Annotated in this window: 32 protein-coding genes; 12 read left to right on the top strand and 20 right to left on the bottom strand. The window is 51.2% G+C overall.

Going from position 1 to position 24,312, the window contains the following annotated elements; genetic code table 11:
• The first annotated feature begins 181 nt into the window (after positions 1–181).
• The 10 genes from acuI to fis all read left to right on the top strand — a co-directional run bounded on the left by acuI (position 182) and on the right by fis (position 9,497).
• Complete coding sequence (gene acuI, locus HV261_RS04845) at positions 182–1,156, top strand: acrylyl-CoA reductase (NADPH) (protein ID WP_202037610.1); 975 nt, start codon at positions 182–184, stop codon at positions 1,154–1,156.
• A 119-nt stretch (positions 1,157–1,275) separates the two neighbouring features.
• The gene (gene msrP / locus HV261_RS04840) at positions 1,276–2,280 is read left to right on the top strand and encodes a protein-methionine-sulfoxide reductase catalytic subunit MsrP (protein WP_202037609.1); all 1,005 of its coding nucleotides are present in this window, start codon (positions 1,276–1,278) and stop codon (positions 2,278–2,280) included.
• Positions 2,281–2,880, top strand: a complete 600-nt coding sequence (gene msrQ / locus HV261_RS04835) for a protein-methionine-sulfoxide reductase heme-binding subunit MsrQ (protein ID WP_202037608.1) — start codon at positions 2,281–2,283, stop codon at positions 2,878–2,880.
• A 392-nt stretch (positions 2,881–3,272) separates the two neighbouring features.
• Entirely contained in the window at positions 3,273–3,743 is a 471-nt protein-coding gene (accB, locus tag HV261_RS04830) for an acetyl-CoA carboxylase biotin carboxyl carrier protein (protein WP_005121378.1), read from the top strand.
• Positions 3,744–3,753: 10 nt separating this feature from the next.
• On the top strand, positions 3,754–5,103 hold the full coding sequence (gene accC / locus HV261_RS04825; protein ID WP_137382465.1) for an acetyl-CoA carboxylase biotin carboxylase subunit: 1,350 nt from the start codon (positions 3,754–3,756) through the stop codon (positions 5,101–5,103).
• A gap of 107 nt (positions 5,104–5,210) precedes the next feature.
• Positions 5,211–5,453, top strand: coding sequence for a YhdT family protein (locus tag HV261_RS04820; RefSeq protein WP_016154721.1), 243 nt, complete (start codon positions 5,211–5,213; stop codon positions 5,451–5,453).
• Complete coding sequence (panF, locus tag HV261_RS04815; RefSeq protein WP_137382466.1) at positions 5,443–6,894, top strand: sodium/pantothenate symporter; 1,452 nt, start codon at positions 5,443–5,445, stop codon at positions 6,892–6,894. The genes HV261_RS04820 and panF overlap by 11 nt, the downstream gene beginning before the upstream one ends.
• An 11-nt stretch (positions 6,895–6,905) precedes the next feature.
• Positions 6,906–7,787, top strand: a complete 882-nt coding sequence (gene prmA, locus HV261_RS04810) for a 50S ribosomal protein L11 methyltransferase (protein ID WP_202037607.1) — start codon at positions 6,906–6,908, stop codon at positions 7,785–7,787.
• Positions 7,788–8,209: 422 nt separating this feature from the next.
• Positions 8,210–9,175, top strand: coding sequence for a tRNA dihydrouridine synthase DusB (gene dusB, locus HV261_RS04805; RefSeq protein ID WP_003025224.1), 966 nt, complete (start codon positions 8,210–8,212; stop codon positions 9,173–9,175).
• Between the two features lie 25 nt (positions 9,176–9,200).
• A complete protein-coding gene (gene fis / locus HV261_RS04800) occupies positions 9,201–9,497 on the top strand; it encodes a DNA-binding transcriptional regulator Fis (protein ID WP_000462905.1) in 297 nt (98 codons plus the stop codon).
• A 157-nt stretch (positions 9,498–9,654) separates the two neighbouring features.
• On the opposite strand, the gene HV261_RS04795 is transcribed toward fis, so the two are convergent.
• The 10 genes from HV261_RS04795 to HV261_RS04750 form a co-directional block, all read right to left on the bottom strand.
• The gene (locus HV261_RS04795) at positions 9,655–9,963 is read right to left on the bottom strand and encodes a DUF3892 domain-containing protein (RefSeq protein WP_001547818.1); all 309 of its coding nucleotides are present in this window, start codon (positions 9,961–9,963) and stop codon (positions 9,655–9,657) included.
• A 150-nt stretch (positions 9,964–10,113) separates the two neighbouring features.
• Positions 10,114–11,775: a terminase large subunit gene (locus HV261_RS04790; protein WP_202037606.1), complete on the bottom strand. Its 1,662-nt coding sequence runs from the start codon at positions 11,773–11,775 to the stop codon at positions 10,114–10,116.
• Positions 11,759–12,115 (bottom strand): phage terminase small subunit P27 family, encoded by a 357-nt coding sequence (locus HV261_RS04785; RefSeq protein ID WP_000113647.1) that lies wholly within the window; start codon positions 12,113–12,115, stop codon positions 11,759–11,761. Before HV261_RS04785 ends, HV261_RS04790 begins: the two co-directional genes overlap by 17 nt.
• Before the next feature lie 130 nt (positions 12,116–12,245).
• Positions 12,246–12,398 carry a hypothetical protein gene (locus tag HV261_RS04780; protein ID WP_196348783.1) on the bottom strand — a complete coding sequence of 51 codons (153 nt, stop codon included), beginning with the start codon at positions 12,396–12,398 and terminating at the stop codon, positions 12,246–12,248.
• Positions 12,391–12,834 carry an HNH endonuclease signature motif containing protein gene (locus tag HV261_RS04775; protein ID WP_202037605.1) on the bottom strand — a complete coding sequence of 148 codons (444 nt, stop codon included), beginning with the start codon at positions 12,832–12,834 and terminating at the stop codon, positions 12,391–12,393. Before HV261_RS04775 ends, HV261_RS04780 begins: the two co-directional genes overlap by 8 nt.
• Positions 12,834–13,127: a head-tail connector protein gene (locus HV261_RS04770; RefSeq protein ID WP_202037604.1), complete on the bottom strand. Its 294-nt coding sequence runs from the start codon at positions 13,125–13,127 to the stop codon at positions 12,834–12,836. Before HV261_RS04770 ends, HV261_RS04775 begins: the two co-directional genes overlap by 1 nt.
• Positions 13,124–13,462, bottom strand: a complete 339-nt coding sequence (locus HV261_RS04765; protein ID WP_202037603.1) for a phage head closure protein — start codon at positions 13,460–13,462, stop codon at positions 13,124–13,126. The genes HV261_RS04770 and HV261_RS04765 overlap by 4 nt, the downstream gene beginning before the upstream one ends.
• The gene (locus HV261_RS04760; protein WP_202037602.1) at positions 13,459–14,685 is read right to left on the bottom strand and encodes a phage portal protein; all 1,227 of its coding nucleotides are present in this window, start codon (positions 14,683–14,685) and stop codon (positions 13,459–13,461) included. Before HV261_RS04760 ends, HV261_RS04765 begins: the two co-directional genes overlap by 4 nt.
• A 1-nt stretch (position 14,686) precedes the next feature.
• Positions 14,687–15,247, bottom strand: coding sequence for an HK97 family phage prohead protease (locus HV261_RS04755; RefSeq protein ID WP_058677714.1), 561 nt, complete (start codon positions 15,245–15,247; stop codon positions 14,687–14,689).
• A 51-nt stretch (positions 15,248–15,298) separates the two neighbouring features.
• The gene (locus tag HV261_RS04750; protein ID WP_202037601.1) at positions 15,299–16,465 is read right to left on the bottom strand and encodes a phage major capsid protein; all 1,167 of its coding nucleotides are present in this window, start codon (positions 16,463–16,465) and stop codon (positions 15,299–15,301) included.
• A 262-nt stretch (positions 16,466–16,727) separates the two neighbouring features.
• On the opposite strand from HV261_RS04750, the gene HV261_RS04745 reads away from it, so the two are divergent.
• Positions 16,728–17,240 (top strand): hypothetical protein, encoded by a 513-nt coding sequence (locus HV261_RS04745; protein WP_001547828.1) that lies wholly within the window; start codon positions 16,728–16,730, stop codon positions 17,238–17,240.
• Positions 17,241–17,287: 47 nt separating this feature from the next.
• Here HV261_RS04745 and HV261_RS04740 read toward each other — a convergent pair whose 3' ends face one another.
• The 7 genes from HV261_RS04740 to HV261_RS04710 form a co-directional block, all read right to left on the bottom strand.
• Complete coding sequence (locus HV261_RS04740; protein ID WP_023293261.1) at positions 17,288–17,623, bottom strand: hypothetical protein; 336 nt, start codon at positions 17,621–17,623, stop codon at positions 17,288–17,290.
• A gap of 341 nt (positions 17,624–17,964) precedes the next feature.
• A complete protein-coding gene (locus tag HV261_RS04735; RefSeq protein WP_046275058.1) occupies positions 17,965–20,100 on the bottom strand; it encodes a DUF927 domain-containing protein in 2,136 nt (711 codons plus the stop codon).
• Positions 20,100–20,465, bottom strand: a complete 366-nt coding sequence (locus HV261_RS04730) for a hypothetical protein (RefSeq protein WP_001549749.1) — start codon at positions 20,463–20,465, stop codon at positions 20,100–20,102. The genes HV261_RS04735 and HV261_RS04730 overlap by 1 nt, the downstream gene beginning before the upstream one ends.
• Positions 20,462–20,830 carry a hypothetical protein gene (locus HV261_RS04725; protein WP_040194363.1) on the bottom strand — a complete coding sequence of 123 codons (369 nt, stop codon included), beginning with the start codon at positions 20,828–20,830 and terminating at the stop codon, positions 20,462–20,464. The genes HV261_RS04730 and HV261_RS04725 overlap by 4 nt, the downstream gene beginning before the upstream one ends.
• Entirely contained in the window at positions 20,827–21,141 is a 315-nt protein-coding gene (locus tag HV261_RS04720) for a hypothetical protein (RefSeq protein WP_046275057.1), read from the bottom strand. The genes HV261_RS04725 and HV261_RS04720 overlap by 4 nt, the downstream gene beginning before the upstream one ends.
• Positions 21,134–21,322, bottom strand: coding sequence for a hypothetical protein (locus tag HV261_RS04715; protein WP_046275056.1), 189 nt, complete (start codon positions 21,320–21,322; stop codon positions 21,134–21,136). Before HV261_RS04715 ends, HV261_RS04720 begins: the two co-directional genes overlap by 8 nt.
• Positions 21,315–21,584, bottom strand: coding sequence for a host cell division inhibitor Icd-like protein (locus HV261_RS04710; protein WP_128301480.1), 270 nt, complete (start codon positions 21,582–21,584; stop codon positions 21,315–21,317). The genes HV261_RS04715 and HV261_RS04710 overlap by 8 nt, the downstream gene beginning before the upstream one ends.
• Before the next feature lie 195 nt (positions 21,585–21,779).
• Here HV261_RS04710 and HV261_RS04705 point away from each other — a divergent pair, with 195 nt between their 5' ends.
• Positions 21,780–21,965: a YlcI/YnfO family protein gene (locus tag HV261_RS04705; protein ID WP_046275055.1), complete on the top strand. Its 186-nt coding sequence runs from the start codon at positions 21,780–21,782 to the stop codon at positions 21,963–21,965.
• Positions 21,966–22,088: 123 nt separating this feature from the next.
• On the opposite strand, the gene HV261_RS04700 is transcribed toward HV261_RS04705, so the two are convergent.
• The 3 genes from HV261_RS04700 to HV261_RS04690 form a co-directional block, all read right to left on the bottom strand.
• A complete protein-coding gene (locus HV261_RS04700; protein WP_046275054.1) occupies positions 22,089–22,868 on the bottom strand; it encodes an antA/AntB antirepressor family protein in 780 nt (259 codons plus the stop codon).
• An 8-nt stretch (positions 22,869–22,876) separates the two neighbouring features.
• Complete coding sequence (locus tag HV261_RS04695) at positions 22,877–23,161, bottom strand: helix-turn-helix transcriptional regulator (RefSeq protein WP_049007531.1); 285 nt, start codon at positions 23,159–23,161, stop codon at positions 22,877–22,879.
• A 181-nt stretch (positions 23,162–23,342) separates the two neighbouring features.
• Complete coding sequence (locus tag HV261_RS04690; RefSeq protein WP_046275052.1) at positions 23,343–24,284, bottom strand: hypothetical protein; 942 nt, start codon at positions 24,282–24,284, stop codon at positions 23,343–23,345.
• Between the last annotated feature and the right edge of the window lie 28 nt (positions 24,285–24,312).

Genomic DNA, 24,312 nt, shown 5'->3' with positions numbered 1-24,312 from the left:
AAAGCGACACGAAAATGCAAATCTGAACGCGAAATCCGTCAATTTACACAAACAATGTGGGCATACTACCAAATCAGGTATATCTGGCAATTTATTGCGCAGAATCGGCATCATGTTTTAATTAGCGAGTATAGTCTTCACAGATAATTTTCCAATCCACTATATGAATTGAGGACAGGTTATGCAGGCTTTGATCTTAGAACAGCAGGACGGAAAAACCCTCGCATCCGTTCAACCCCTCGACGAAAATCAGCTACCTGAAGGCGATGTGACGGTGGATGTTCACTGGTCGAGCCTGAACTATAAAGATGCCCTCGCCATCACCGGCAAGGGTAAAATTATCCGCAATTTTCCGATGATTCCTGGTATCGATTTCGCCGGTACCGTACGCACAAGTGAAGATCCTCGTTTTCATGCAGGTCAGGAAGTCTTACTGACCGGATGGGGCGTGGGTGAGAATCATTGGGGTGGACTGGCCGAACGCGCACGAGTGAAAGGCGATTGGCTGGTTGCGCTGCCAAAAGGACTGGACGGTCGCAAAGCCATGGTCATTGGCACCGCTGGTTTTACCGCGATGCTGTGCGTCATGGCGCTTGAAGATGCCGGTATTCGCCCGGAAGACGGCGAAATCGTCGTCACCGGTGCCAGCGGCGGTGTAGGCAGTACTGCCGTTGCGCTGCTGCACAAACTGGGTTACCAGGTTGCGGCAGTATCGGGCCGCGAAAGCACCCACGACTACCTGAAAAGCCTGGGAGCCAACCGCATTCTGGGTCGTGATGAGTTTGCTGAATCTCGTCCGCTGGAAAAGCAACTGTGGGCGGGTGCCATTGATACCGTTGGCGACAAAGTGCTGGCAAAAGTACTGGCGCAGATGAACTATGGCGGTTGTGTTGCCGCCTGTGGCCTGGCTGGCGGTTTTGCGCTACCCACTACGGTAATGCCGTTTATTCTGCGCAACGTGCGCTTACAGGGCGTCGACTCCGTGATGACGCCTCCAGCTCGTCGTGCACAAGCCTGGCAACGTCTGGTTAACGACCTGCCAGAGTCGTTCTATACCCAGGCAGCGACAGAAATCACGCTTGCCGATGCACCGAAGTTCGCCGATGCCATCATCAATAACCAGGTGCAGGGTCGCACGCTGGTGAAGGTGAAATAAAACAATTCGCAGATACAAATTTACATTTAATTAACTAAATTTATCTGCACATTGACGGACTCCCTGCCATAGTAACTACGCGCCAGTATGAGCCTTTGCGCGTATGTCGGGAGTCCGTTATGAAGAAAATACGTCCATTCACTGAAGCCGATGTAACAGCCGAGTCGGCTTTTTTTATGCAGCGCCGCCAGGTGTTGAAAGCGCTGGGTATCAGCGCCGCCGCGTTGTCTTTGCCCTTTTCTGCCGAGGCCGATCTTCTGAGCTGGTTTAAAGGCAATGACCGTCCGCCCGCGCCTGCCGGTAAACCCCTTGAATTCACCAAGCCGGCAGCCTGGCAAAATACGCTTCCTTTAACACCAGAAGATAAGGTTTCTGGCTATAACAACTTCTACGAGTTCGGCCTCGACAAAGCCGATCCGGCAGCCAATGCCGGCAGTCTGAAAACCGATCCCTGGACGCTGAAAATCAGCGGCGAAGTCGCTAAACCGTTGACGCTCGATCATGATGACTTAACCACCCGCTTCCCACTGGAAGAACGTATATATCGAATGCGCTGCGTGGAAGCCTGGTCGATGGTGGTGCCGTGGATTGGTTTTCCTTTACATAAGCTGTTAGCGCTGGTTGAACCCACCAGCAATGCAAAATATGTCGCGTTCGAAACACGCTACGCCCCCGAAGAGATGCCGGGGCAGAAAGATCGCTTTATTGGCGGCGGGTTAAAATATCCTTATGTTGAAGGGCTGCGTCTGGATGAGGCCATGCATCCGCTCACGCTGCTTACCGTGGGCGTGTATGGCAAGGCACTTCCGCCACAAAATGGTGCCCCTATCCGCTTAACGGTGCCATGGAAATACGGGTTTAAAGGTATTAAGTCGATCGTCAGTATTAAACTGACGCGTGAACGCCCGCCAACCACCTGGAATATGGCTGCGTCCGATGAATACGGTTTTTATGCCAATGTGAATCCTCATGTCGATCATCCCCGCTGGTCACAAGCGACTGAACGCTTCATCGGCGCGGGCGGCATACTGGATGTACAGCGCCAGCCCACGTTGCTGTTTAACGGTTATGCAAAGGAAGTTGCTTCCCTGTACCGGGGTCTCGATCTGCGGGAGAATTTTTAAGTGCGCCTGACTGCAAAACAGATCACCTGGCTGAAAGTTTGCCTGCATCTTGCCGGACTTTTACCGTTTCTCTGGCTATTTTGGGCGGTAAATCATGGGGGACTGAGCGCCAATCCGGTCAAAGACATTCAGCACTTTACCGGTCGGACAGCGCTGAAATTCTTACTGGCTACCTTGCTGGTCGCGCCGTTGGCGCGCTACGCTAAACAACCATTATTGATACGCACCCGCCGCCTGTTAGGGCTATGGTGTTTCGCCTGGGCGACGCTGCATTTAACCAGCTACGCACTCCTCGAGTTGGGTATTAATAATCTGGCGCTGTTAGGACGGGAATTAATCACGCGACCTTATTTGATGCAGGGCATTGTCAGCTGGGTCATATTATTCGCCCTCACATTAACATCCACGCAGTCGGCGCAGCGAAAGCTGGGTAAAAACTGGCAGTATCTGCACAACTTCGTCTATCTTGTGGCGATCCTGGCACCCATACATTATCTGTGGTCGGTAAAAATTATCTCCCCGCAACCGATTATTTATGCCGCACTTGCAGCGCTGCTGTTAGCCTGCCGCTACAAGAAGTTTCGCCAGTGGTGGCGGTAGTTTCACGATATGTGCAGTACGTTGCAAAACACGGATGAACCCATGTTCTTTACATGCCAGCGGTTGATTATCTTCCCTGATAAGACCAGTATTTAGCTGCCAATTGCTACGAAATCGTTATAATGTGCGACCTTGCTATCCCCGGTAGCGTTTTTACAGCGCTGAAAGGGTGACATTCGCATGTTGAAGGTATATTTTGTCTTTTACCCGAAAATGGCAGAAGATAGCCGCACAATGACTAACAAGTCTGGCAATCTCATTTAATGGCAACCGCACCCAGTGCAACGCCTGAGATGCGTGGCATCTTGTCACTCACTGTTATAAAAATGCTATACAGACGGCGGTAAAACGCTTGTCACAATCTCACTAAACAAAGAGTACGGAACCCACTCATGGATATTCGTAAGATTAAAAAACTGATCGAGCTGGTTGAAGAATCAGGCATCTCCGAACTGGAAATTTCTGAAGGCGAAGAGTCTGTACGCATCAGCCGTGCAGCGCCAGCTGCAAGTTTTCCAATGATGCAACAGGCTTATGCTGCACCAGTGATGCAGCAGCCAGCTCTGTCTAACGCTGTTGCACAGACTGCTACTCCAAGTATGGAAGCGCCGGCAGCAGCGGAAATCAGTGGTCACATCGTACGCTCCCCAATGGTTGGTACGTTCTACCGCACCCCGAGCCCGGATGCGAAAGCGTTCATCGAAATCGGCCAGAAAGTGAATGCGGGCGATACCCTGTGCATCGTTGAAGCCATGAAAATGATGAACCAGATCGAAGCCGACAAATCCGGTGTAGTGAAAGCGATTCTGGTAGAAAGCGGTCAACCGGTAGAATTTGACGAGCCGCTGGTCGTCATCGAATAACGAGGCGAACATGTTGGATAAAATTGTCATCGCTAACCGTGGTGAGATTGCCCTGCGTATTCTTCGTGCCTGTAAAGAACTGGGCATCAAGACTGTCGCGGTGCACTCAAGCGCGGATCGCGATTTAAAACACGTATTGCTGGCGGATGAGACGGTCTGTATTGGCCCGGCTCCGTCCGTTAAAAGCTATCTGAACATCCCGGCTATCATTAGCGCCGCTGAAATCACCGGCGCAGTGGCAATCCACCCGGGTTATGGCTTCCTCTCTGAGAACGCCAACTTTGCTGAACAGGTAGAACGCTCTGGTTTTATCTTCATCGGCCCGAAAGCCGACACTATCCGTCTGATGGGTGACAAAGTGTCCGCGATTACTGCGATGAAGAAAGCTGGCGTACCGACCGTTCCAGGCTCTGACGGCCCGCTGGGCGACGACATGGACGCTAACCGCGCGCATGCCAAACGCATCGGCTATCCGGTAATCATCAAAGCCTCCGGCGGCGGCGGCGGTCGCGGTATGCGCGTCGTGCGCAGCGATGCTGAACTGGCGCAATCCATCTCCATGACCAAAGCGGAAGCGAAAGCCGCTTTCAGCAACGACATGGTCTACATGGAGAAATACCTGGAAAACCCACGCCACATCGAAATTCAGGTGCTGGCAGACGGTCAGGGTAACGCGATTTATCTGGCTGAACGTGACTGCTCCATGCAGCGTCGTCACCAGAAAGTCGTCGAAGAAGCACCTGCGCCGGGTATCACCCCGGAACTGCGTCGCTATATCGGCGAGCGTTGCGCCAAAGCGTGTGTTGATATCGGCTATCGCGGGGCGGGTACTTTCGAGTTCCTGTTCGAAAACGGCGAGTTCTACTTCATTGAGATGAACACCCGTATTCAGGTTGAACACCCGGTCACTGAGATGATCACTGGCGTTGACCTGATCAAAGAACAGCTGCGTATCGCTGCTGGACAGCCGCTGTCCATCAAGCAGGACGAAGTTGTGGTTAAAGGCCATGCGGTAGAATGCCGTATCAACGCCGAAGACCCGAACACCTTCCTGCCAAGCCCGGGCAAAATCACGCGTTTCCACGCGCCGGGCGGCTTTGGTGTGCGTTGGGAGTCTCATATTTACGCAGGCTACACTGTACCTCCGTACTATGACTCAATGATCGGTAAGCTGATTTGCTACGGTGAAAACCGTGATGTGGCAATCGCCCGTATGAAAAACGCATTGCAGGAACTGATCATCGACGGCATCAAAACCAACGTTGATCTGCAGATCCGCATCATGAATGACGAGCACTTCCAGCACGGTGGAACCAACATCCACTATCTGGAGAAAAAGCTCGGACTTCAGGAAAAGTAAGCACGCGTTAACCGAAAAGGCCGGAAATTCCGGCCTTTTGTTTTTCTCCCCTCCCATACGTGCCATAGGGTACAATCCCCGCTTTCTTTATCCACAAGGGACAAAAAATGGACGCTCGTTTTGTTCAGGCCCATAAAGAGGCGCGCTGGGCGCTGTGGCTGACCCTTTTATATCTTGCCACATGGTTGGTGGCCGCTTACTTACCAGATTCAACGCTGGGTTTTACCGGCTTACCGCACTGGTTCGAAATGGCCTGCCTGCTTACGCCGCTGGTTTTCATAGTACTGTGCTGGGCGATGGTGAAGTTTATCTATCGCGACATTCCGCTGGAGGATGACGATGCAGCTTGAAGTGATTTTGCCGCTGGTTGCCTATCTTCTGGTGGTGTTCGGTCTCTCGGTTTACGCCATGAGAAAGCGCACGACCGGCACTTTCCTGAATGAATATTTCCTCGGCAGCCGCTCGATGGGCGGGGTCGTATTGGCCATGACGCTAACCGCAACCTACATTAGCGCAAGCTCCTTTATTGGTGGTCCCGGTGCGGCATACAAATACGGGCTGGGCTGGGTGCTGCTGGCGATGATCCAGCTACCCGCCGTCTGGCTTTCGCTGGGTATTCTCGGTAAGAAATTCGCTATTCTGGCGCGACGCTATAATGCCGTAACCCTCAACGATATGCTGTTTGCCCGCTATCAAAGCCGGTTACTGGTCTGGCTGGCGAGCCTTAGCCTGCTGGTCGCCTTCGTTGGGGCGATGACGGTACAGTTCATCGGCGGCGCACGTTTGCTGGAAACGGCTGCGGGTATTCCTTACGAAACTGGCCTGCTGATCTTTGGCGTCAGTATTGCGCTCTACACGGCGTTTGGCGGATTCCGCGCCAGCGTACTGAACGACACGATGCAGGGCATGGTGATGCTGATTGGCACGATAGTCCTGCTGGTAGGCGTCGTCCATGCTGCCGGTGGCCTTAGCCATGCGGTTGAAACCCTGCAAACCATCGATCCTAAACTGGTATCACCACAAGGCGCAGATGACATTTTGTCACCCACATTTATGACATCGTTCTGGGTGCTGGTGTGCTTTGGCGTGATTGGGCTGCCGCATACGGCGGTACGCTGCATCTCCTATAAAGACAGTAAAGCGGTACACCGTGGGATTATCATCGGCACTATCGTGGTGGCAATCCTGATGTTTGGCATGCATCTGGCGGGCGCGTTGGGACGTGCGGTGATCCCTGACCTGACGGTACCGGATCTGGTGATCCCGACTCTGATGGTAAAAGTGTTACCGCCGTTTGCCGCCGGGATCTTCCTGGCCGCGCCGATGGCCGCGATCATGTCAACGATCAATGCCCAATTGCTGCAAAGTTCCGCTACGATCATTAAAGATCTTTATCTGAACATGCGCCCGGAACAACTAAAAAATGAAACGCGTCTGAAGCGCATGTCCGCTGTGATCACCTTGCTGCTCGGCGCGTTACTGCTGCTGGCCGCCTGGAAACCGCCAGAGATGATTATCTGGCTCAACCTGCTGGCGTTTGGCGGGCTGGAAGCGGTCTTCCTGTGGCCGCTGGTGCTGGGCCTGTACTGGGAGCGGGCGAACGCCGCAGGCGCATTGAGCGCCATGATTGTCGGCGGCGTGTTGTATGCCGTACTTGCTACCTTTAACGTTCAGTACCTGGGCTTCCATCCAATCGTGCCCTCGTTGCTGATAAGTTTGCTGGCTTTCCTGGTCGGAAACCGTTTCGGTTCTACCGTCCCGCAAGCTGCCATATTGACTACTGATAAATAAAGAGTTTTGCCATGCCATGGATCCAACTGAAACTGAACACAACGGGTGCGAACGCAGAAGAGTTAAGCGATGCACTGATGGAAGCAGGCGCTGTTTCCATCACTTTCCAGGATACGCATGATACGCCGGTGTTCGAGCCTCTGCCGGGCGAAACTCGCCTGTGGGGCGATACCGATGTCATTGGTCTGTTCGATGCCGAAACCGACATGAAAGAAGTGGTTGCGATTCTGGAACAGCATCCGCTGCTGGGCGAAGGCTTCGTGCATAAAATCGAACAGCTTGAAGATAAAGACTGGGAACGCGAATGGATGGACAACTTCCACCCGATGCGCTTTGGTGAACGTCTGTGGATTTGCCCGAGCTGGCGTGATGTCCCGGATGAGAACGCCGTCAACGTGATGCTGGACCCTGGTCTGGCGTTTGGCACAGGCACTCACCCAACGACCTCTCTGTGCCTGCAATGGCTCGATGGTCTCGACCTTAACGGTAAAACGGTTATCGACTTTGGCTGCGGCTCCGGCATCCTGGCAATTGCAGCGCTGAAACTCGGCGCAGCAAAAGCGATTGGTGTCGATATCGATCCGCAGGCCATTCAGGCAAGCCGCGATAACGCCCAGCGTAATGGCGTATCTGACCGCCTGGAACTGTACCTGCCGAAAGACCAGCCAGAAGCGATGAAGGCCGACGTCGTGGTCGCTAACATCCTGGCAGGCCCATTACGTGAACTGGCGCCATTAATCAGCGTCCTGCCCGTTGAAGGCGGTTTGCTGGGGCTTTCCGGGATTCTGGCCAGCCAGGCGGAAAGCGTTTGCGAAGCCTATGCCGATCTCTTTACGCTCGATCCGGTTATCGAGAAAGAAGAGTGGTGCCGTATTACCGGCAAGAAAAAATAGTCCTTTCTCGTGGCCTCTCTGTAGGCCACGTTTTCCTTTTTTTGTACCTCCCCCGCAAAAGCTGAGCAGAATATCAACGCAACATTGTTGAGCGATCCTCAGAAAACGCTACGATCATGTTCTGAAATGCGAGCATAGTCACACTATGTCACAATAATCTGCTGATTAATTCAGCAGATTATCTTGTCAGATCGCCTGAGCTCGAAGAAAAAATGAGAAGTTACGCAAAATTATATGCGTATATAAAATCGACACATTTTTATAATGCAATGATTTATATGATTAATTATTTTCACCCGCTCAGATTTACGGCAATTCATTGATCCACCTCAGTGGATTGGTCAAAGTTTGGCCTTTCATCTCATGCAAAAAATGCGTAATATACGCCGCCTTGCAGTCACAGTATGGTCATTTCTTAACTCATGCGCATCGGACAATACCAGCTCAGAAATCGCCTGATCGCAGCACCTATGGCTGGCATCACTGACAGACCATTCAGGACGCTGTGCTATGAGATGGGAGCAGGATTGACGGTATCCGAGATGATGTCTTCTAACCCGCAGGTTTGGGAAAGCGACAAATCTCGTTTACGTATGGTGCACGTTGATGAGCCAGGAATTCGCACGGTGCAAATTGCCGGTAGCGACCCTGTTGAGATGGCTGATGCCGCACGTATTAACGTGGAAAGCGGCGCCCAGATTATTGATATCAATATGGGGTGTCCGGCTAAAAAAGTGAATCGCAAGCTCGCAGGTTCAGCCCTCTTGCAGTACCCGGATTTAGTGAAATCGATACTAACCGAGGTCGTCAATGCAGTGGACGTTCCTGTCACACTCAAGATTCGCACCGGCTGGGCTCCGGAACACCGTAACTGCGTAGAGATTGCCCAACTGGCTGAAGACTGTGGCATTCAGGCTCTGACCATTCATGGACGCACCCGCGCCTGTTTGTTCAATGGAGATGCTGAGTACGACAGTATTCGGGCAGTTAAGCAGAAAGTTTCCATTCCGATTATCGCGAATGGCGACATTACTGACCCGCATAAAGCCAGAGCTGTACTCGACTATACGGGGGCGGATGCCCTGATGATAGGACGTGCAGCTCAGGGAAGACCCTGGATCTTTCGGGAAATCCAGCATTATCTGGACACTGGGGAGCTGCTGCCCCCGCTGCCTCTGGCAGAGGTGAAGCGCTTGCTTTGTGCGCATGTTCGGGAATTGCACGACTTTTATGGTCAGGCAAAAGGGTACCGAATTGCGCGTAAACACGTATCCTGGTATCTCCAGGAACACGCTCCGGATGACCAGTTTCGGCGCACATTCAACGCCATTGAAGATTCCAGCGAACAGCTGGCGGCGTTGGAGGCATACTTCGAAAATTTTGCGTAAACAGAAATAAAGAGCTGACAGAACTATGTTCGAACAACGCGTAAATTCTGACGTACTGACCGTTTCTACCGTTAACTCTCAGGATCAGGTAACTCAAAAACCCCTGCGTGACTCGGTTAAACAGGCACTGAAGAACTATTTTGCTCAATTGAATGGTCAGGATGTTAACGATCTCTATGAGCTGGTACTGGCTGAAGTAGAACAGCCCCTGTTGGACATGGTGATGCAATACACCCGCGGTAACCAGACCCGTGCTGCCCTGATGATGGGCATCAACCGTGGTACGCTGCGTAAAAAACTGAAAAAATACGGCATGAACTGATACATTTCAGCTATGTTATTGAATAAAAAGGCGCTACTCGGCATGGGGATGCGCCTTTTTTATTATTGTTTATACAGATGTTTATACAGCTTTGGCTGAACAAACAAAAAAGCACCAGAACAATTCTGATGCTTTATGCCTTTAGTAACCAAAGTGTTTAGTACTCAGGAAGGTTTTCTAAGTTATCCTTGGATGTACCATTAGGTCTAGTAGTAATGTAATCAGTACCGTTGACACGGTCCTTAACCACTTTTTGACCTTTCTTCCACTTACCGTCATCACCTTTGAAAATGGTGTAAAAGGTATAGCCGCTATCGATTTTATTCACTACCCACTGCCGTGTTTCTGATGTCCCTTCTCCAACAGTATCGCCATTATCGACATGCACATACACATGGGTAATGTGAGTGTGTTTATCGTTATATCGGACTTTAGAAATAAGGTAATCAGCCCATTTATCAGTCATATTTCACCAGAAGTTTGAACAGGAAAAGCCCTGCAATACATTTATAAACAACAAAACAGACTCTTCCTATTCCACGACAGCAATGTAGTGATCTAGAGCAATTTTATATTCCTGATAACCTCAAGATAATTCTGCCTTTACGCTTTATGCTCAAATCCCATTAAATAAAGCCAGTCGCTCTTTGTGACTGTCGCTCATATCGAAAGCAAAATCTTCGTGTTCTGCCTGGAATGTGCCGAACGCCATGAGTGCAGAAACCGCCGGGTCTATCTTGTTGGAGGATTTCTTTTTGTTAGGTTTGATATTGGCGTTGGCATCGGACTCCATCACCACGTTACCAATCGCCCAGGCCAGAACCGGATCGCCACAATGGCGCACCACCTTGCGGTTAACAAAAACCTCAAAAGATTTCGCTACCGGACTGAATTTCAGATAGGTTTGCGGGAACGGCTCCACATCGAGGCCAGCCCCCTGTAACTGGGTTCGCAAGTGTGTCGCGTTCCACGTATCAAAGCCCACCAGCCGGATATTGAATATTTCAGCGTCGCGCAGGATATCGTCACGGATGCGATCATAGTCGATACAGTCGCCGGGGGTGGTGCGTATCCAGCCCGCTTTTACCCACTGCCGATAGATGGCGCGGTTTTTGTTAGCAACGTTAAGTAGTTGTGCTTCGGGCAGATAGTGCCGGGTAAGAAGCCTAATCTCGCGTTCAAACGGGAAAGCGTAACTCACACTGGTAATATCGCTGGTTGAGGACAGGTCAAATCCGGCGTAACACTCCATCCCGGACAGATCTTCTTCGGCATAATCGAGTGCACAGGCATCCCATGCCCCGGCACCCATCCACGGAGTGGAACCCTGACACCAGATATTGAAACGCTTGGTCAGCATCTCCACCCATTGTGACGGTATACCCCGCGCTTTTTGGATGGTGGATTCCAGCTTCGCCGCGTCAACGGACACATGCAGGTTAGGGTTGGCCTTGATCCACATTTCAGGCTGCTCAACCTCGCTTTCGTCGTCCAGTTCGTAGATCAGGATAAACAGCGAATCGTTGCTCTCTTCCCCGGCCAGAATCTGACAGCAGTAGTCGTAATGCTGTTTACAGGCTGAGACAACGTTACTCCCGGCGGTCGTTATGGCGAACAAAATAGCCTCAGGACGTGCGCCCATACCCAGCTCAAGGGCGGAATAAACGCCGTTATCCGGGTGAAGGTGGTACTCATCGACAATCGCCAGGCTGGGGTTAGTCCCTTCAATGGTGGCCGCTTTCGCCGCCAGCGGCTTTAGCAGGCTGTTGCTCTTCGGGAAAATGACTTTATGCGCCTGAATATTTACGCGCTTTTTCAGCGGTTTTGACAGCAGGCACATCTGGCGGGCATCGTCGAACACGATTCGGGCCTGATCCCGGCTCACCGCCGCCGTGTAGATATCCTGCTGGCCCTTCTCCATTACCAGAAACCAGTTAGCCAGCATGGCGGCCACGGTTGATTTGGCATTCTTGCGCGGCACCTCAATAAAGGCGCTGCTGTACTTACGGCGGCCTGTCTCTCTAACTTTAAAGCCCAGCAGGTTAGCAAAGGCGAACTGCTGCCACGGTTCCAGATCGATTGGCTGGCCCCGAAGCGGGCCTTTGACGTGAGGACAGAGCCGCGAGAACGCAATAAACCGCTCTACGGTCGCCGTATCGAACTCATATCGGGGGTCATTCAGGTCTGAAAAGTACCTTTCCACGGCCTGTTTTACGCGCTTACAGGCCGGAATTTCGCCCGTTTTTATCGCATTTGCGTACTCATTCCAGACGGTCAAGCTCGTCCTCCTCTTCCGTTTCTACCGGGTTACGGCGGCGGCTTACCGGATCAAAGCCCAGCAGCGACGACATTTTAATCATGATTTTTTCAGCATCAGCCTTTGCACTCAGTGCAGGATTTCGGCTCTCGCCCCCCTGGCTGTTAACAATACTGAACCCACGGCTGGCAAGGTCTTCCACTGCTTTGCGGTACATCGAATAGTTGACGCAAAAAAGCTCAAGGTTGTTCCAGTCGGCGGGTGTCAGATCGCCACGCTCGGCCAGTTGCTTCGCTTTCGCTTTCCACTGCTGCGCGGCTAACTCATCAAGGTAAGCTGGCGGTTTTGGTGGTCTTGCCATAAAAATTTCTCGTTTCCATCGCGTTTTATTTTCAAAAAAATCACCGTGCGTAAAAATTTGAGGGGGCGGGTGGTGCCTTGCGGCTGGGGTTTTGTCCTGAAAACCTCCCCCACCCCGTCCTTGCGGCCTGTCAGCGGTTGCGGAAGCATTCCATCACCTCCCGCTCACGTTCGCTCATGCGCTTCACTGGCTGGCGCTCATTGCGTCTGGTGCTGGTCTGCATAAAGCCATCACGGCATCGGGCCAGCGACTGATACAGATTCACCACGTCTTTCTCATTCATCGCTGGCCTCATACATCCAGTTATTACGCTGTGCTGCCCGTTCTTCCTGCTCGATGTAGAGCCCTACTTTGCGGTTCGCTTTGGTGATGGGGTCCTGTTGCGTGGTCTTCTGGTTATGATGCGTCTGGCATAACGGCTGGTGATTCCACTCAGGCCAGAACAGAACATCATCACCACCATTGATAGGGATGATGTGATCGACAATCTTCGCAGGAACGTAGAGGCCCAGCTTCTGGCACTCAACACACAGGGGGTGACGTTTCAGATAGTGAGCGCGGTACTTCTCCCATGAGACTGAGTAACCACGGGCGCGGCGGTGTCCGCGTCTGGCATCCTGTTCCCGCCATGCTTCCCGCCTGTGTTCATCACACTTGCCGGACCTCACCCGCTTATTGCATCCCGGCTCGGTGCACCGGCGCATTGGTTGCCACGGCATCAGTACACCCCCACATCACGATAGACAGACCACAATGCAGATATAGCCAGCGGAACCTCTTTCGCTTCAGTGTCGCCAATCATCGTGCGGTACTCATAAAGCTGAGAAACGTACATCAGACAGCCGATCTTGATAGCGGGGGTAAACTCCAGACCGTTATCAAATCGCTTACCGATATGCTTCTGGCAGACCTCCAGCGCCGCATCGATGTACGCCTGAATCAGCATGTCTTCATCATTGCCATCAATACGACAATGCAGCTTTGCTTCATCCAGGGTGATTTCAGTTGTCATTTCTCGGTCCCCTGTTTGCAGAGAATTTCAAGATGCGTCATGCCTGAGTCCGGTATCGGTGGCCCGATGATGTTGAGCGTTGCCCCGGCAAACGGACCAGTCAGCACTTTCAGGCGGTTGGCGGCAGTAATATCGCGGCGGAATCGCACCCAGACGCGGATCGTTACTTCGGCAACCTCAGCACCAGCCGCCACCAGTTCACGACCACTGATCCCCTTAACCTCAGCCCAGATGGTTTCCCCGTCTTCCCACACCTGAATAACCTGACCAGTTGAATCACGGTCGGTAGTGAATACCCGGATAGTGACGCGGCTTCTCAGTCCTCCGGCTCTCATAAGTCACCGTCCTTGCTGTCTTTGCTGATCTTCACTTCCTGCTTCCATGCCTGACTGAACTCGTCACCACCCTCACGCGGCGGCATACCCTCGCGCTCACGGGCTTCATTCGGGTTCATAATCCCGTTCTTGATACCGCGCTCATAAGTGGCGTAACGTTCGGTAGGTGTGGCGCGGAGAAGATCAGCGGAGTCAAACTCCACCTGATAGCGGGTTCCCGGAACGGGAGAGGCCACCAGCAGCGCGGATTTAATTTGTTGCTCGAAGTTCGCCAGCCACGGACGCATCGTCATGGTGAGAAATGCGCGGCTCGCCTCACTAAAGTTGCTGTAGGTGCTGTTGCTGTATTCCTGGAGAAATATCGGCGATACGTTGAACATGCGGGCAATATCTTCAATGGAGAAGCGGCGAGAAGCCAGCCACTCAGCATCCTGATTGCTCATGCCTAGCTGCTTATAGTCCATGCCACCTTCAAGGATCGGCGTTTTCCCGGCATTTCTGGCACCTTTGTAACGTTCCAGCGCATCCATTGCCTGTTTGCCCTTCACGCTGTCGAGCCATTCTTTAGTTACCACTACCCCCGAAGCCATCATTCCATCTTTCATAATGCTGGCACCGTGGCGCTGTTGGGCCAGACCTAACCCCAGCGCCTCACGGCAGATGGTGATCGGCGAACGCCCCAGAAAACCATCATCGGTGGAGTAACGCAGGTGCAGAATCTCTTCCTGCAGGTAGGTGCGCACAGCCCCGGTAAACGGCTCAGTAACGGTGTATTTATATTTATGCTGGCCGATACGCTCAGGAACAACGCTCCCAGGCGCATACGGGTGCAGAGATTGCGGTTGCCCGTCTCGGCCCCACTGGATCACCGCATAGGCGTTACCGTTCAGCAGACAGTGACGCATCATTGTGCGTTTAAACTGGTAAGGCGTCTGGCAGTCGTTCGGCTGCTCGTTCAGGAGAAAATCTACCGGGTGATTGCTCAGCCATTCCCGCGCCTCTCGCCCGTTATCATTACGGACGCGGTAAAGGTAGCAGGGCATTGTTGCCACGGCCTCACTGATAACTGACACGGCGTTCATCACCGCAGGCAGAGATTCCGCAGTACCCGCAGACACATATTCGCCTGATCCGGTATTTGAAATCCCTGCCCACGCCATTAACTCATCAATGGTCATGCTGCGTTGTTCAGACTTACGGCTACGAGGCCAGATTTTCCACATATCACAGCCCCGCTAATTCAGCCCAGCGGCGGCGGTTATCGCCAGCGCGGCGCAGTTCAGGATGTTGGGAGAACAGAGAACGGTGCGCGATTTCCACGCCGGACTCAGGATAAGCAGGCATAGAGGTAACGGTGATTTCCCGCAGTTCGGCAGCGGTAACAGTGCGCAGGTATGGAGTCTGGTCGATATCCCACGCCTCTTTCAGCGCACGGAAACCAAAACTCATACCGGAAATATCCCCGCGTTCCACCAGCTCCAGCACATCATTCCCAAGCTGGGTGTTCGGCGGGGTCAGCTCGAAGCGAAGCCCGGTATCATCTTCTGACAGCACCAGCGTGCCGGATTTGGTACGCCCCAGCAGCTGGGTATAGTTATGCTCGTACAGCGCACGCACATCGCTACCGGATGCCAGGCTGTCTTTAAACGCCCCCGGCGCGAACTGCTCACGAAATTCATCCCAGATAATTTCTGACAGGCTGTTCCATCGCACGGCATAGCCCACCAGCTTTTTATTGCTGGCGCTCAGATCGGAGGTGCGTATTTCAAAATCTATTGTTTTCATTACTGGACTCCACAGAGGGCAAAAAGGGGCCGAAGCCCCTTAAACGTCAAATCAGGAACCGGAGCCGGAAAGCTCAAGCACCTTAATGGCGTTGGAATCCACTACACCGCCGCCCAGGTATTTATCGGTATGCACCTTGTAGAAACCCGGTTCGGTGATGTTGTCAGGACGGGTACGCACGCCAGTGGTGTGATCCACGATGAAGTAACCGCGCTTGAAGTCGCCCACAGCAAGGAATGCTTTACCCGCAGTCGCATCCGGCATGGTTTCCAGATACTGAACCGGACGGCCCAGCAGCGTATCGGGAGAACCGGCAACCAGACGATCGCGCCAGATGTAATCCCCGTTACCGTTTTTCAGCTTTTGCAGCGTGGCGGCGGTGTTGGAGTTCATCACCCATACGGCATTTTTGCGGTATTTGGCTTTCAGCTTGTACAGCAGATCGATCAGACCATCAGAGGTGACAGCGGCTGTTTCCATTTTCTCCAGCGTACCGAATGGACGGGTTTTGTCGCTGGTGGCCGCGCGGGCATAAACAAGGAAGCCTTTAGATTTATCTGTACCATCGCCGTTAACAAAATCATTTTCTTCGGTCGCGCTGAAGGTGTCGGCAATTTCAGAAGACAGCCAGCCCAGAATATCCACCTCGGAGAAGTCGAGAATCTCCTGAGTGGTTTTCGGGTAGGCGTAGATCGGGTTGAGTTTAATATCAACGCGCTCCATCTTCGGCGTCGTGGTTTCGGTACGCGCTTCACCTTCTTTGCCACGGTTAACGGTAGTACCTCCCACAGATACCAGTTTCCGGTATTCGTTGGTTTTAGTGGTCTTCACCGTGGCGATGGAACGCATCACGCTGTCATCCTGCAACTGGCGCATGATCTCTTTGTCCAGTTCAGGGATAACGGTATAGCCGCCGTCAGCCTGCACTAACGTGGAGATAGAGCGGGTATCGCCGGTCATGATGTAGTGGCGCAGCTCATCGTTGCTTACACCTTTACCTTCAACAGAAGTACCAGGCAAATTGCGCTGATCGTCGGCGACGGCCTCAAGGCGGGTAATTTCAACTTCAAGCGCATCAGCCCGGGCGCGGAGTTCGTCGAACTGCTTTCCCTCTTCATCGTTCAGGCTTCGCTTTTCGCTGTCAGCTTTTTCCAGCATGGAACGCATCTGGGTTTTGAGTGCGGTTTTCTGCTGGCGTAATTCAAGTAATTTCTTCATGGAGTGGTTTCCGTAACAATTAATGTTGAGACGTGAAACCTGCGCTTGGAGGGATGTCCACCTGGAAAGGAAACCGTCGCAGAACGGGAAAAAACCAGGTGGACAGTGGCGGCTCACGTCTGAGTGCCACTCTTCAAGATATACATAATAATCAATGAGTAAACAGCTCTATGTTGTCGCAAACAGCAGCGAAAACAGGAGAACAAATAATTTACAAAGTTTGATAATATGAACGGGAAAAAAACCACTTCTGGGGGATTTTATGGACTTCGATTTTGATGATATGGCATACCCGGATATTTTTTTAATTTCCGGCGAGGAGTTTAAAGGAAGCCGGAACACAGGAAAAAATCAGGTAGATATCCCGTTTACTGACGAACCGCAAATTGAATTGGGCGATATTCTGATTCAGAAGATTGGAAGCCGTGAGTTAAGCCTTAAAGTTGTCGATCTTTCAATATCAAAGAATGGAACGCTGAACGTGGGTACAACGCATCCTCACTTACTTACGTTATCCGTAGAGAATCTTTCTTCCAACGCACACAGGACAGCAAAGAGTATGAATACTTTTAATATTGGCTCCGTCAGTGGTGAGCAAGTTCAAATAGGTGAAAGTAATCATATGCTGGTGAATATCAGTATTACTGAACTTGTCGAGAAAGTGGCTAACTCTGGCGATCCACAGGCTAAATCAATGTTGAAACAGTTACTGGAAAATAGCACCGTTGCCAGTATCGTTGGCGCTGGCGCTTCTGCGCTATTAGGTCTGCTTTAAAATATGGCCTGGGAAAAACCAGGCCTTTAGCTTATATGGCTGGATGATTATTCTTTATCCAGCCCCCACTGATAGAAAGCCCAGCTTGCCGTTGATTGTGCGCTATGGATAGCGTTCTCAAGGCCAGAGGTTGGGTACGACAAATCAGCCGCCATCCTCTGTAGAAGATCGAGGTAAGCGCTGGCGTCTTTCGACAACTCTTGCCCCCCTTCTTCCAGCCCAGACTGGTACGATTCCAGATCAAGCTTTTCAGAAGTGACAAACGCACTCAGAGCCAGAAAATCCGTCACTGTAATCTCATCTTTATTTGAAAGCTCATCAACGGCGCTGTAGAGAAACTTAAGATCGCTCATATGCCCGTTATCTTTGCCAATCAGTTTCATTAATGACCTCTTTATTTTTCACGTATATATACAGAACTATGTTGGTTCAGTTAGTTCAGTTGGTTCAATTTGTAAAGATGATTGTTTTATAAGGATTATTTCCCGTTGAGTGAACCAACAAAGCCCCGATTTGAACCAACATTGGGTATTTTCATGTTGGTTCAGTCCATGAGGTTCTAAAATGTTGGTTCAAACTGCCCGTTTGTTGGTTCAAAACTGCTATTTGTTGGTTCAGTGTTGGTTCATTTTTTGACATTAAACCAATATAAAACAGCCACATGAACATAACCCATAGACACTGAACCAACTGAACCAACATTAATAACCCTCACATGTGTAATTTATTCTTCTCCATCTTCCGCAACCTGGTGAAGCACATAAACGTTGATTTGACGCCCATCAATACGCGGGGATTTCTGCTGGTATCCACGCCCGCTGGACGGCTCAGAAAGCAAGCCAGCAGCGGCAAGCACGCGGGCAAACTGCCTGGCGTTAAAGCCCTGAGCTATCTCCTTCTCAAACGTTGCGGGGAACGTATAGAACACCAGCGGCGAATCATCATGGCTGCTTTTGCGCTTTCGATACCCGGCCAGATCGCGAATCGGCATACTGGACGGATCATAGGGCAACGGTGCAAAGCGGCTTAAACCGTAGGCATTCAGGAACGCCTCGCACTGCTCGATGATCTGCTGGTGCTCTTTGTTACCCGTGCCGAACTCTTTCACCCAGGCGTTAAAGCTATGCTGGATAGCGTCACGGCTGGCCTGTTCACTCCATCCGGTGATTGATGCACCAGTTACCAGCGCGGCTTCGAGGATTGCAAAGCGTTCGGCCACGCGGTGTACCTGCTCACCGTAATCCGCCGGGATGAGGCCGCGCCAGCGCGTTTGCGCGTCACGCACCGCCTGTTTAGCCTCCTGCTGGTTAGCCGCCAGCCATTTAACCCACTCACGCCCCGCCGCCCCGTGGTTATCAATCCAGGCTTCTTTCAGTGCGTCAGCATGAGCCTTGCCGTTTGGCAGACCGTTAAAGGCCGTCGATTTCTCCATAGGGATGTTGAGCAAGCGCACCAGTTGGCCCGCTTTCACTTTCAGCCCACCAGCAGCCAGGAAGGTTTCAATATCCATTTCCCCGGTGCTGATCGCCACAGTGCGCCAGCGTTTAAGCTCCCGATTGCCGCCCTCTTTGGCTCCCTGCAACTTTCCGGCACCGTTAAACAGGGTGTAAGCAGACGTGGCAACATCTTTGGCACTGCTGCCCTGTCCTACCTCATCAAGCGGTAACAGGCTGTCGTTATGCGCCTCCGCTTCGTTTGCTATGCCAAGCGCAGTACCGTACCAGGTAAGCCGCAACGCATCAGGCTCACCCCACAGGCTGCTCGCAATATTGGCGGTAGTGGTCTTACCGGCGCTCGACTGCTCGAACAAATGGACGCCGAAACCATCAGCACCCACCAGGCCAATAAGCGGCGCGGATAATGCCGCTGCCACGCCCAGCATCATGGACGGATTGCCCCCGGCCAGACGGGCGACGGAATCCCGCCAGGTGGCAGCAGTACCAGCAATGGCATACCCGGAAGATGCAGCGCTGCGACCGTTAAAGAGAATGGGCGTCTCTGGATCGCCAATCACTTCACCATCAGGCATGATATATGCGCCATGATGCCAGCCAGTGGTATGGGTGATAATCCATTCCCGATCAGTGCCGCTTTGCTGCAACCAGTCGGCCAGAATCGCCCGGAAGGTGCTTTTAGTGGTCACATTCACCCCACCAGCTTTAAGTGAGCGCCAGCCGTCGCGCTCACCGATATCAGCACAGGGGATCGCCCTGGTAATATCTTCGTGGCCACGCGGCGAACGCCAGCGCAAAACAAGATAGCGCTCTGCCCCGTCACTACCGGAACCGACTACCTCAAGAGGCGAGCACAGCCACGTTTCGTTATTGATGATCTCGCCACTATCCTTGTCCACCTTTGGCGTGATCCAGTACAGACCATCGCTGCGGCTTTCCACGCGGGGTTTGAGTTCATCGCCCGGTTCAGGCTTTGGCTCCCGTTTTTTCACAGGCAAGTTCACCACAATACTTTCCCCGCGTTCGGCCTCTTCTTTGAGAAGTGGAAGCCTGCCCGTCCAGTCCTCCTTCGGCTGAGGCTCAAACATGCCATTAAACAGCCGGGCCTCTTTCACATCCGCCAGCGCCAGTTTGGTTGCGATAGTGCTTATCTGCATTTCGGAAAGCTCGCCAGCGCGGATCACACGAACACTGCGACGGCCGTTATCAACGATGTTTAATCGTTCCAGTTCTGCCAGTTGCCTTTTGCCCAGATAAACAGGCGGCACATCATCCCACGCCCTTTTACCTTCGCTCTCGATCCAGTGCTGCACATGTGAATAGGCATCTTCACCCGCAAAGATAATCGCCTCAGTAAATTTATCTTTCGGCAGAAATTTGATATTCGGGGCATTCTTCATCTTCATCAGTGCAACACCTTATTGGACATATCCGCGCCCAGGTCTTCATGCAGGTACTCAAGGTGGCAGCTTTTCACTATCTGCAACCCCATTTCGTTAATATCGCCATCGTCGGTAAAGCAGGTCAGCAGAATATCCCGCAAACGCCTTAACCCCTCATCGCGCCCGAATTCTTCAAAGCAGCCAAAAATCATATATTTCATCAATACGTTTTCAGTTACGCGCGGCTCCAGCGTGAAGCGATAGCGGGCCATATACTTATCGCTTTCCACCAGCAAGGTTGCCGAACCGGTTTCCGCTATCTGGTGAGCAATACAGGTTTCGGTCAGTTTGCGGAACAATGGGCCTATCACTTCAAAAATATCGGTCATTGCGGGATACCTCCGCTCATCTGAAATTTGCCAAGTAATGGGTGATACCAGTACGCCGATCCATATTTGCGCTTCGCGCTGCGCAGAACCTGCCTCGCCACCTCTCTGAACTTGTTATCCGGCGCGATAAAGCCACCAGCTTTCATTCTGACCAGCATCACGCCCGTGTTTTTTGCCAGCTCTTCGGCTTTTTTCGTCGATATGCCGAACTCAGCCGCCAGCGTGGCGACCGGAGCCATACCGGGAGGAATATCTCCCCCCTGGCTTTCGGTGAGTGTGCGCACCTGCTGCTCTAACTCCAGAACGCGGTTAACCAGCAAATCGACTCGGTTTTCAAGCTCGTTAAATTTCAAGTGACTGATCATGATTGCTCCCCTGCTTTATTACGCTGGGTACGCACATAATCCGCAGCATCACTACTCTGATTGAGTGCTTGCGCCATTCTGGGAAGGTGACGCAATGCATGGCTTACAAGGATCAAATCACGCCGGGCATCTTCATCGGAATAATCCTCTGCATTGATTGCATCAAACGCCAGATTGCCGATCAGTGTGAGCGCACTATTGATGGCAAATGCGCCAGCAGAATATAAATCGCTGGATTCAGCCAAAGCCTCATCAGTGAAGTTTTTAAAATCAGGAGTGCTCTTAACAAGCTGATGGTAAATATCACGCATGGGTCACCTCACTTGCCGCTTTTAGTTCACGAATGCGGGACAACGACATACTGATCAGATCCATCGCAACGCTGTACTCGGTTTCATCATTAAAATTCATATACAGCGATGTTGAGAGCAACGCTTCCAGGCGGCGCAGTTCATCTTCAATGTCAATTTCCGACCATTTGACCTTACGCATGGCGCACCTCCTGAATCGCGGCACTGTCGAACTCCCAGCCACGGCGGGTGGTGTAATCGAAGAAGGCAACGCGGCAAGGAGCCTGAGCACGGATTTTGGCGGCAAAAACTAAATCCCAGCCGGGAAAAGCAGCGCGGGCTTTATCTTCCGTATCAGCATCAAAGCGAAGCACTACTGGTGTGCATTCAGGAGTGTGATCGGGGGTTGCCAGGAATAACCATGTAAATTCCGGGCGAGTTTGGGTATGCTGTAATTCAGCCATAATCGTTACCTCTGATAACGTTTTTGGTTAGACGCCTCGGTAGTGGTTCCAAGCACTCCGGGGCGTTGCCATTTATGCTTCACCATAACAGGTGGCATGCACTTACCATAGAACAAAGTGAATGCCACTTTCAAGTATTGATTGTGTTTTCTTTTTGCATATACTGAATGCCACCAATCAGAAGGAAACACAGACATGGCAACAGGTTCAAGAAATAACAAATCACAACAAATCGTCTCAAGGGTGCCATTAGAGTTGATTGGTGAACTTGAAAAAGTGAAAGAAGAAGGCGAAAGCACGGCCGGTTTTGTTGTTGCCTCAATCAAAGGTGAGATCAAACGCCGCCAACGTAAAAAAGCCAAAGACGAAGAAAAAAACTGAATATAATCAGCGGGCGCAGAAGTGCGCTGGCTCATTCTTTGACCACCAGCATTAACCCTGGTATGCTTAATCTGTTTCGGTTTTTCGTAGTGACATTGGCAGCTCTGCAAAGCTGCCTTTGTTTTATTCAGCGTCAGCATTCGGCACCTCCGGCAATACGCCACCAGCGATCAGTTTCTTCGTTAACCACTGCTCACCCTTCCCCGTCAGCATCGTTGTGAATGAGGCTCTTACCTCGCCATTCGTTTCATACGTTCCCTGGCGAACGGCAAAATAACCGCTATCGATATAACGCTGCATAGGCAGGTTGTGGCGCTGGCCGCCGTTGATGAGAATCCCCTGTTGCCTCATCCAGCCGAATAATTTGATGGGGCCAAGCCCTACGGCTTTGGCATAGTTGGGAATGGAAATACCCTTGCTGATCTCCGCCACGCGATCAGCGAAATCAACCTTTGGCGCAGCGGCCACCAGCCGGTTTTCAAGTTCGCTTGCCTTTTCGGCCAGATCAGCAGCAAGGCGCAGGGCTTCCGGCAACGTCTGGGGGATATTAGCGGCGGCTTTTGCCTGGCGTTCGCAGCTGATGAAGTAGCGGCGCACCTCCCGCCCTTTTTCGTTGCGCTCAACCATTGCCAGCTCTTTACCCATATTAATAGTGATCAGGTAGTCATGTTCCATCTGCTGCCGAGATTTTGCGCTCGCCCGTTTTGGCGTGCTCAAACTTTCAACAATGATGTAATCGACTCCAGTAGTGAAGCTGTACTGGCTAATACGCCCTTTAATCCAGTTGGTGAAATCACGCCCAACGCCGAGAAACGCATGGAGTTTTTTAGCACTGACCAGCGATACCGCCACGCCGCCAATATTTCCGGGGTTAACCGGAACCAGCTCATTTAATTTTTGCATAGCGCCCCCTACGCGGATTTACGGTTGTAAGGGGTGTTGACGTTCTCAACAGCAGGTGGATTGCGAACCCACCAAAGAACATCTGACAAAAGCCATGCGCAACTATTACGGCCAAAGTGGCAGCGTGGCGGGAATTTACCTTCATTCTCCATATACCAGCGGGTGGAACGGGAAAGGCTGGTTATTTCGAAGCATTCACTTTCACGAATACGGCGATCAAACTTAATGCCATATTCTGCGAGAATGGTGCGGCGTTGTTCAGGTGTTGGCGGGGTAAAACGAATATTTGACATGCTTCCTCCACTTTACGCAATCAGAAGGAGCCTTTCCTGTCTGTTCTTGCGTTGTGGGGGAAGTATTTGTCTAAAGTGAATTAATAAAAATGGCTTCTAAAATTTAAAAAGGTGTGTTTAATTTTAAAAAGGGTAATCTAATGATTAGAACACCCTTTCTAACGTTTAGAAGCTACTACAATTAAAACTTAAAGTGCCTACTAATGTATGACGTAATTGTGTCAACGCTCCTGACCGGGCATTGTCCGTCAGGGAATAAGTGCACTCTGTCGGAAAGCTCTCTGGCCCATGCTGAGAAATTGTAGCTCCCATCTTTTTTCAAGCATTTTTCATTGAAAATATCAGCACTTGTTTCTTTGAATTTTATTGCAGCACTTAAAATCAATAGTTCATTTCGTGCATGTTTTTCTTTTGCACTTTCTGAGCGTTTATTAATACTATTTTTTGAATCAGGGTCTAAATCAGGTCGTTCAATATCATTGAGCATTGGCAGCTTATCGAAATCAAGGCCGCTTTCCATAAGCCGTTTAATATCATAATTAGTAACCCATAAATCATCATACCCGGCTTCAAACTCATAAGGGTCAAAATTAAACCTCTTGCCATTAGCCTGATCGATAAAAGGCTGGGCTGGCAGAATCTGAATTACTGGAGTTTCACCGCCCGTGAGGCACGGGAAAAATCCGGGGAAAAAATTCTTCACAGATAAAGATGACTCAAACTGATCGGGCATTACCCGCCACAGACCTAATGCAAAGCCATATCCGACAAGGAACCCTTTACTTTCTTGTTCCGTAAAGATGTCTGAACCAGATAATAGTTTATCCGGTTCAAAATAACGGCCATTAGTAAATTCAATAAAAGAGTGATTCGTTATCGCGCGGGTTTGCCCTGACATAGCATTAAAAGTACGAGGAAAATATAGTGATGAATACCAATCCTTTACATCGCTAAAATCTTCTCGAAGAAGAATTCGGCAGTGAAACCTTTTCAGCATCATGCTTATTTCTATTTTATTTTCAATAGCAAGGTTGATCAAATCTGACGGTTCAACCCCCAGAAATGATGCACCTCTGGACAATCTACAATATGAAAATGGAATTTTTACTTCTTTTTCTGCCATAACGTTACCCTCAACGCCCCTAATTAAC

It is taken from the genome of Citrobacter sp. RHBSTW-00671 (assembly GCF_014103415.1).
Taxonomy (GTDB): domain Bacteria; phylum Pseudomonadota; class Gammaproteobacteria; order Enterobacterales; family Enterobacteriaceae; genus Citrobacter.
The sequence above is the reverse complement of the archived record's forward strand: the minus strand, read 5'-3'. Positions and strand labels throughout refer to the sequence as shown.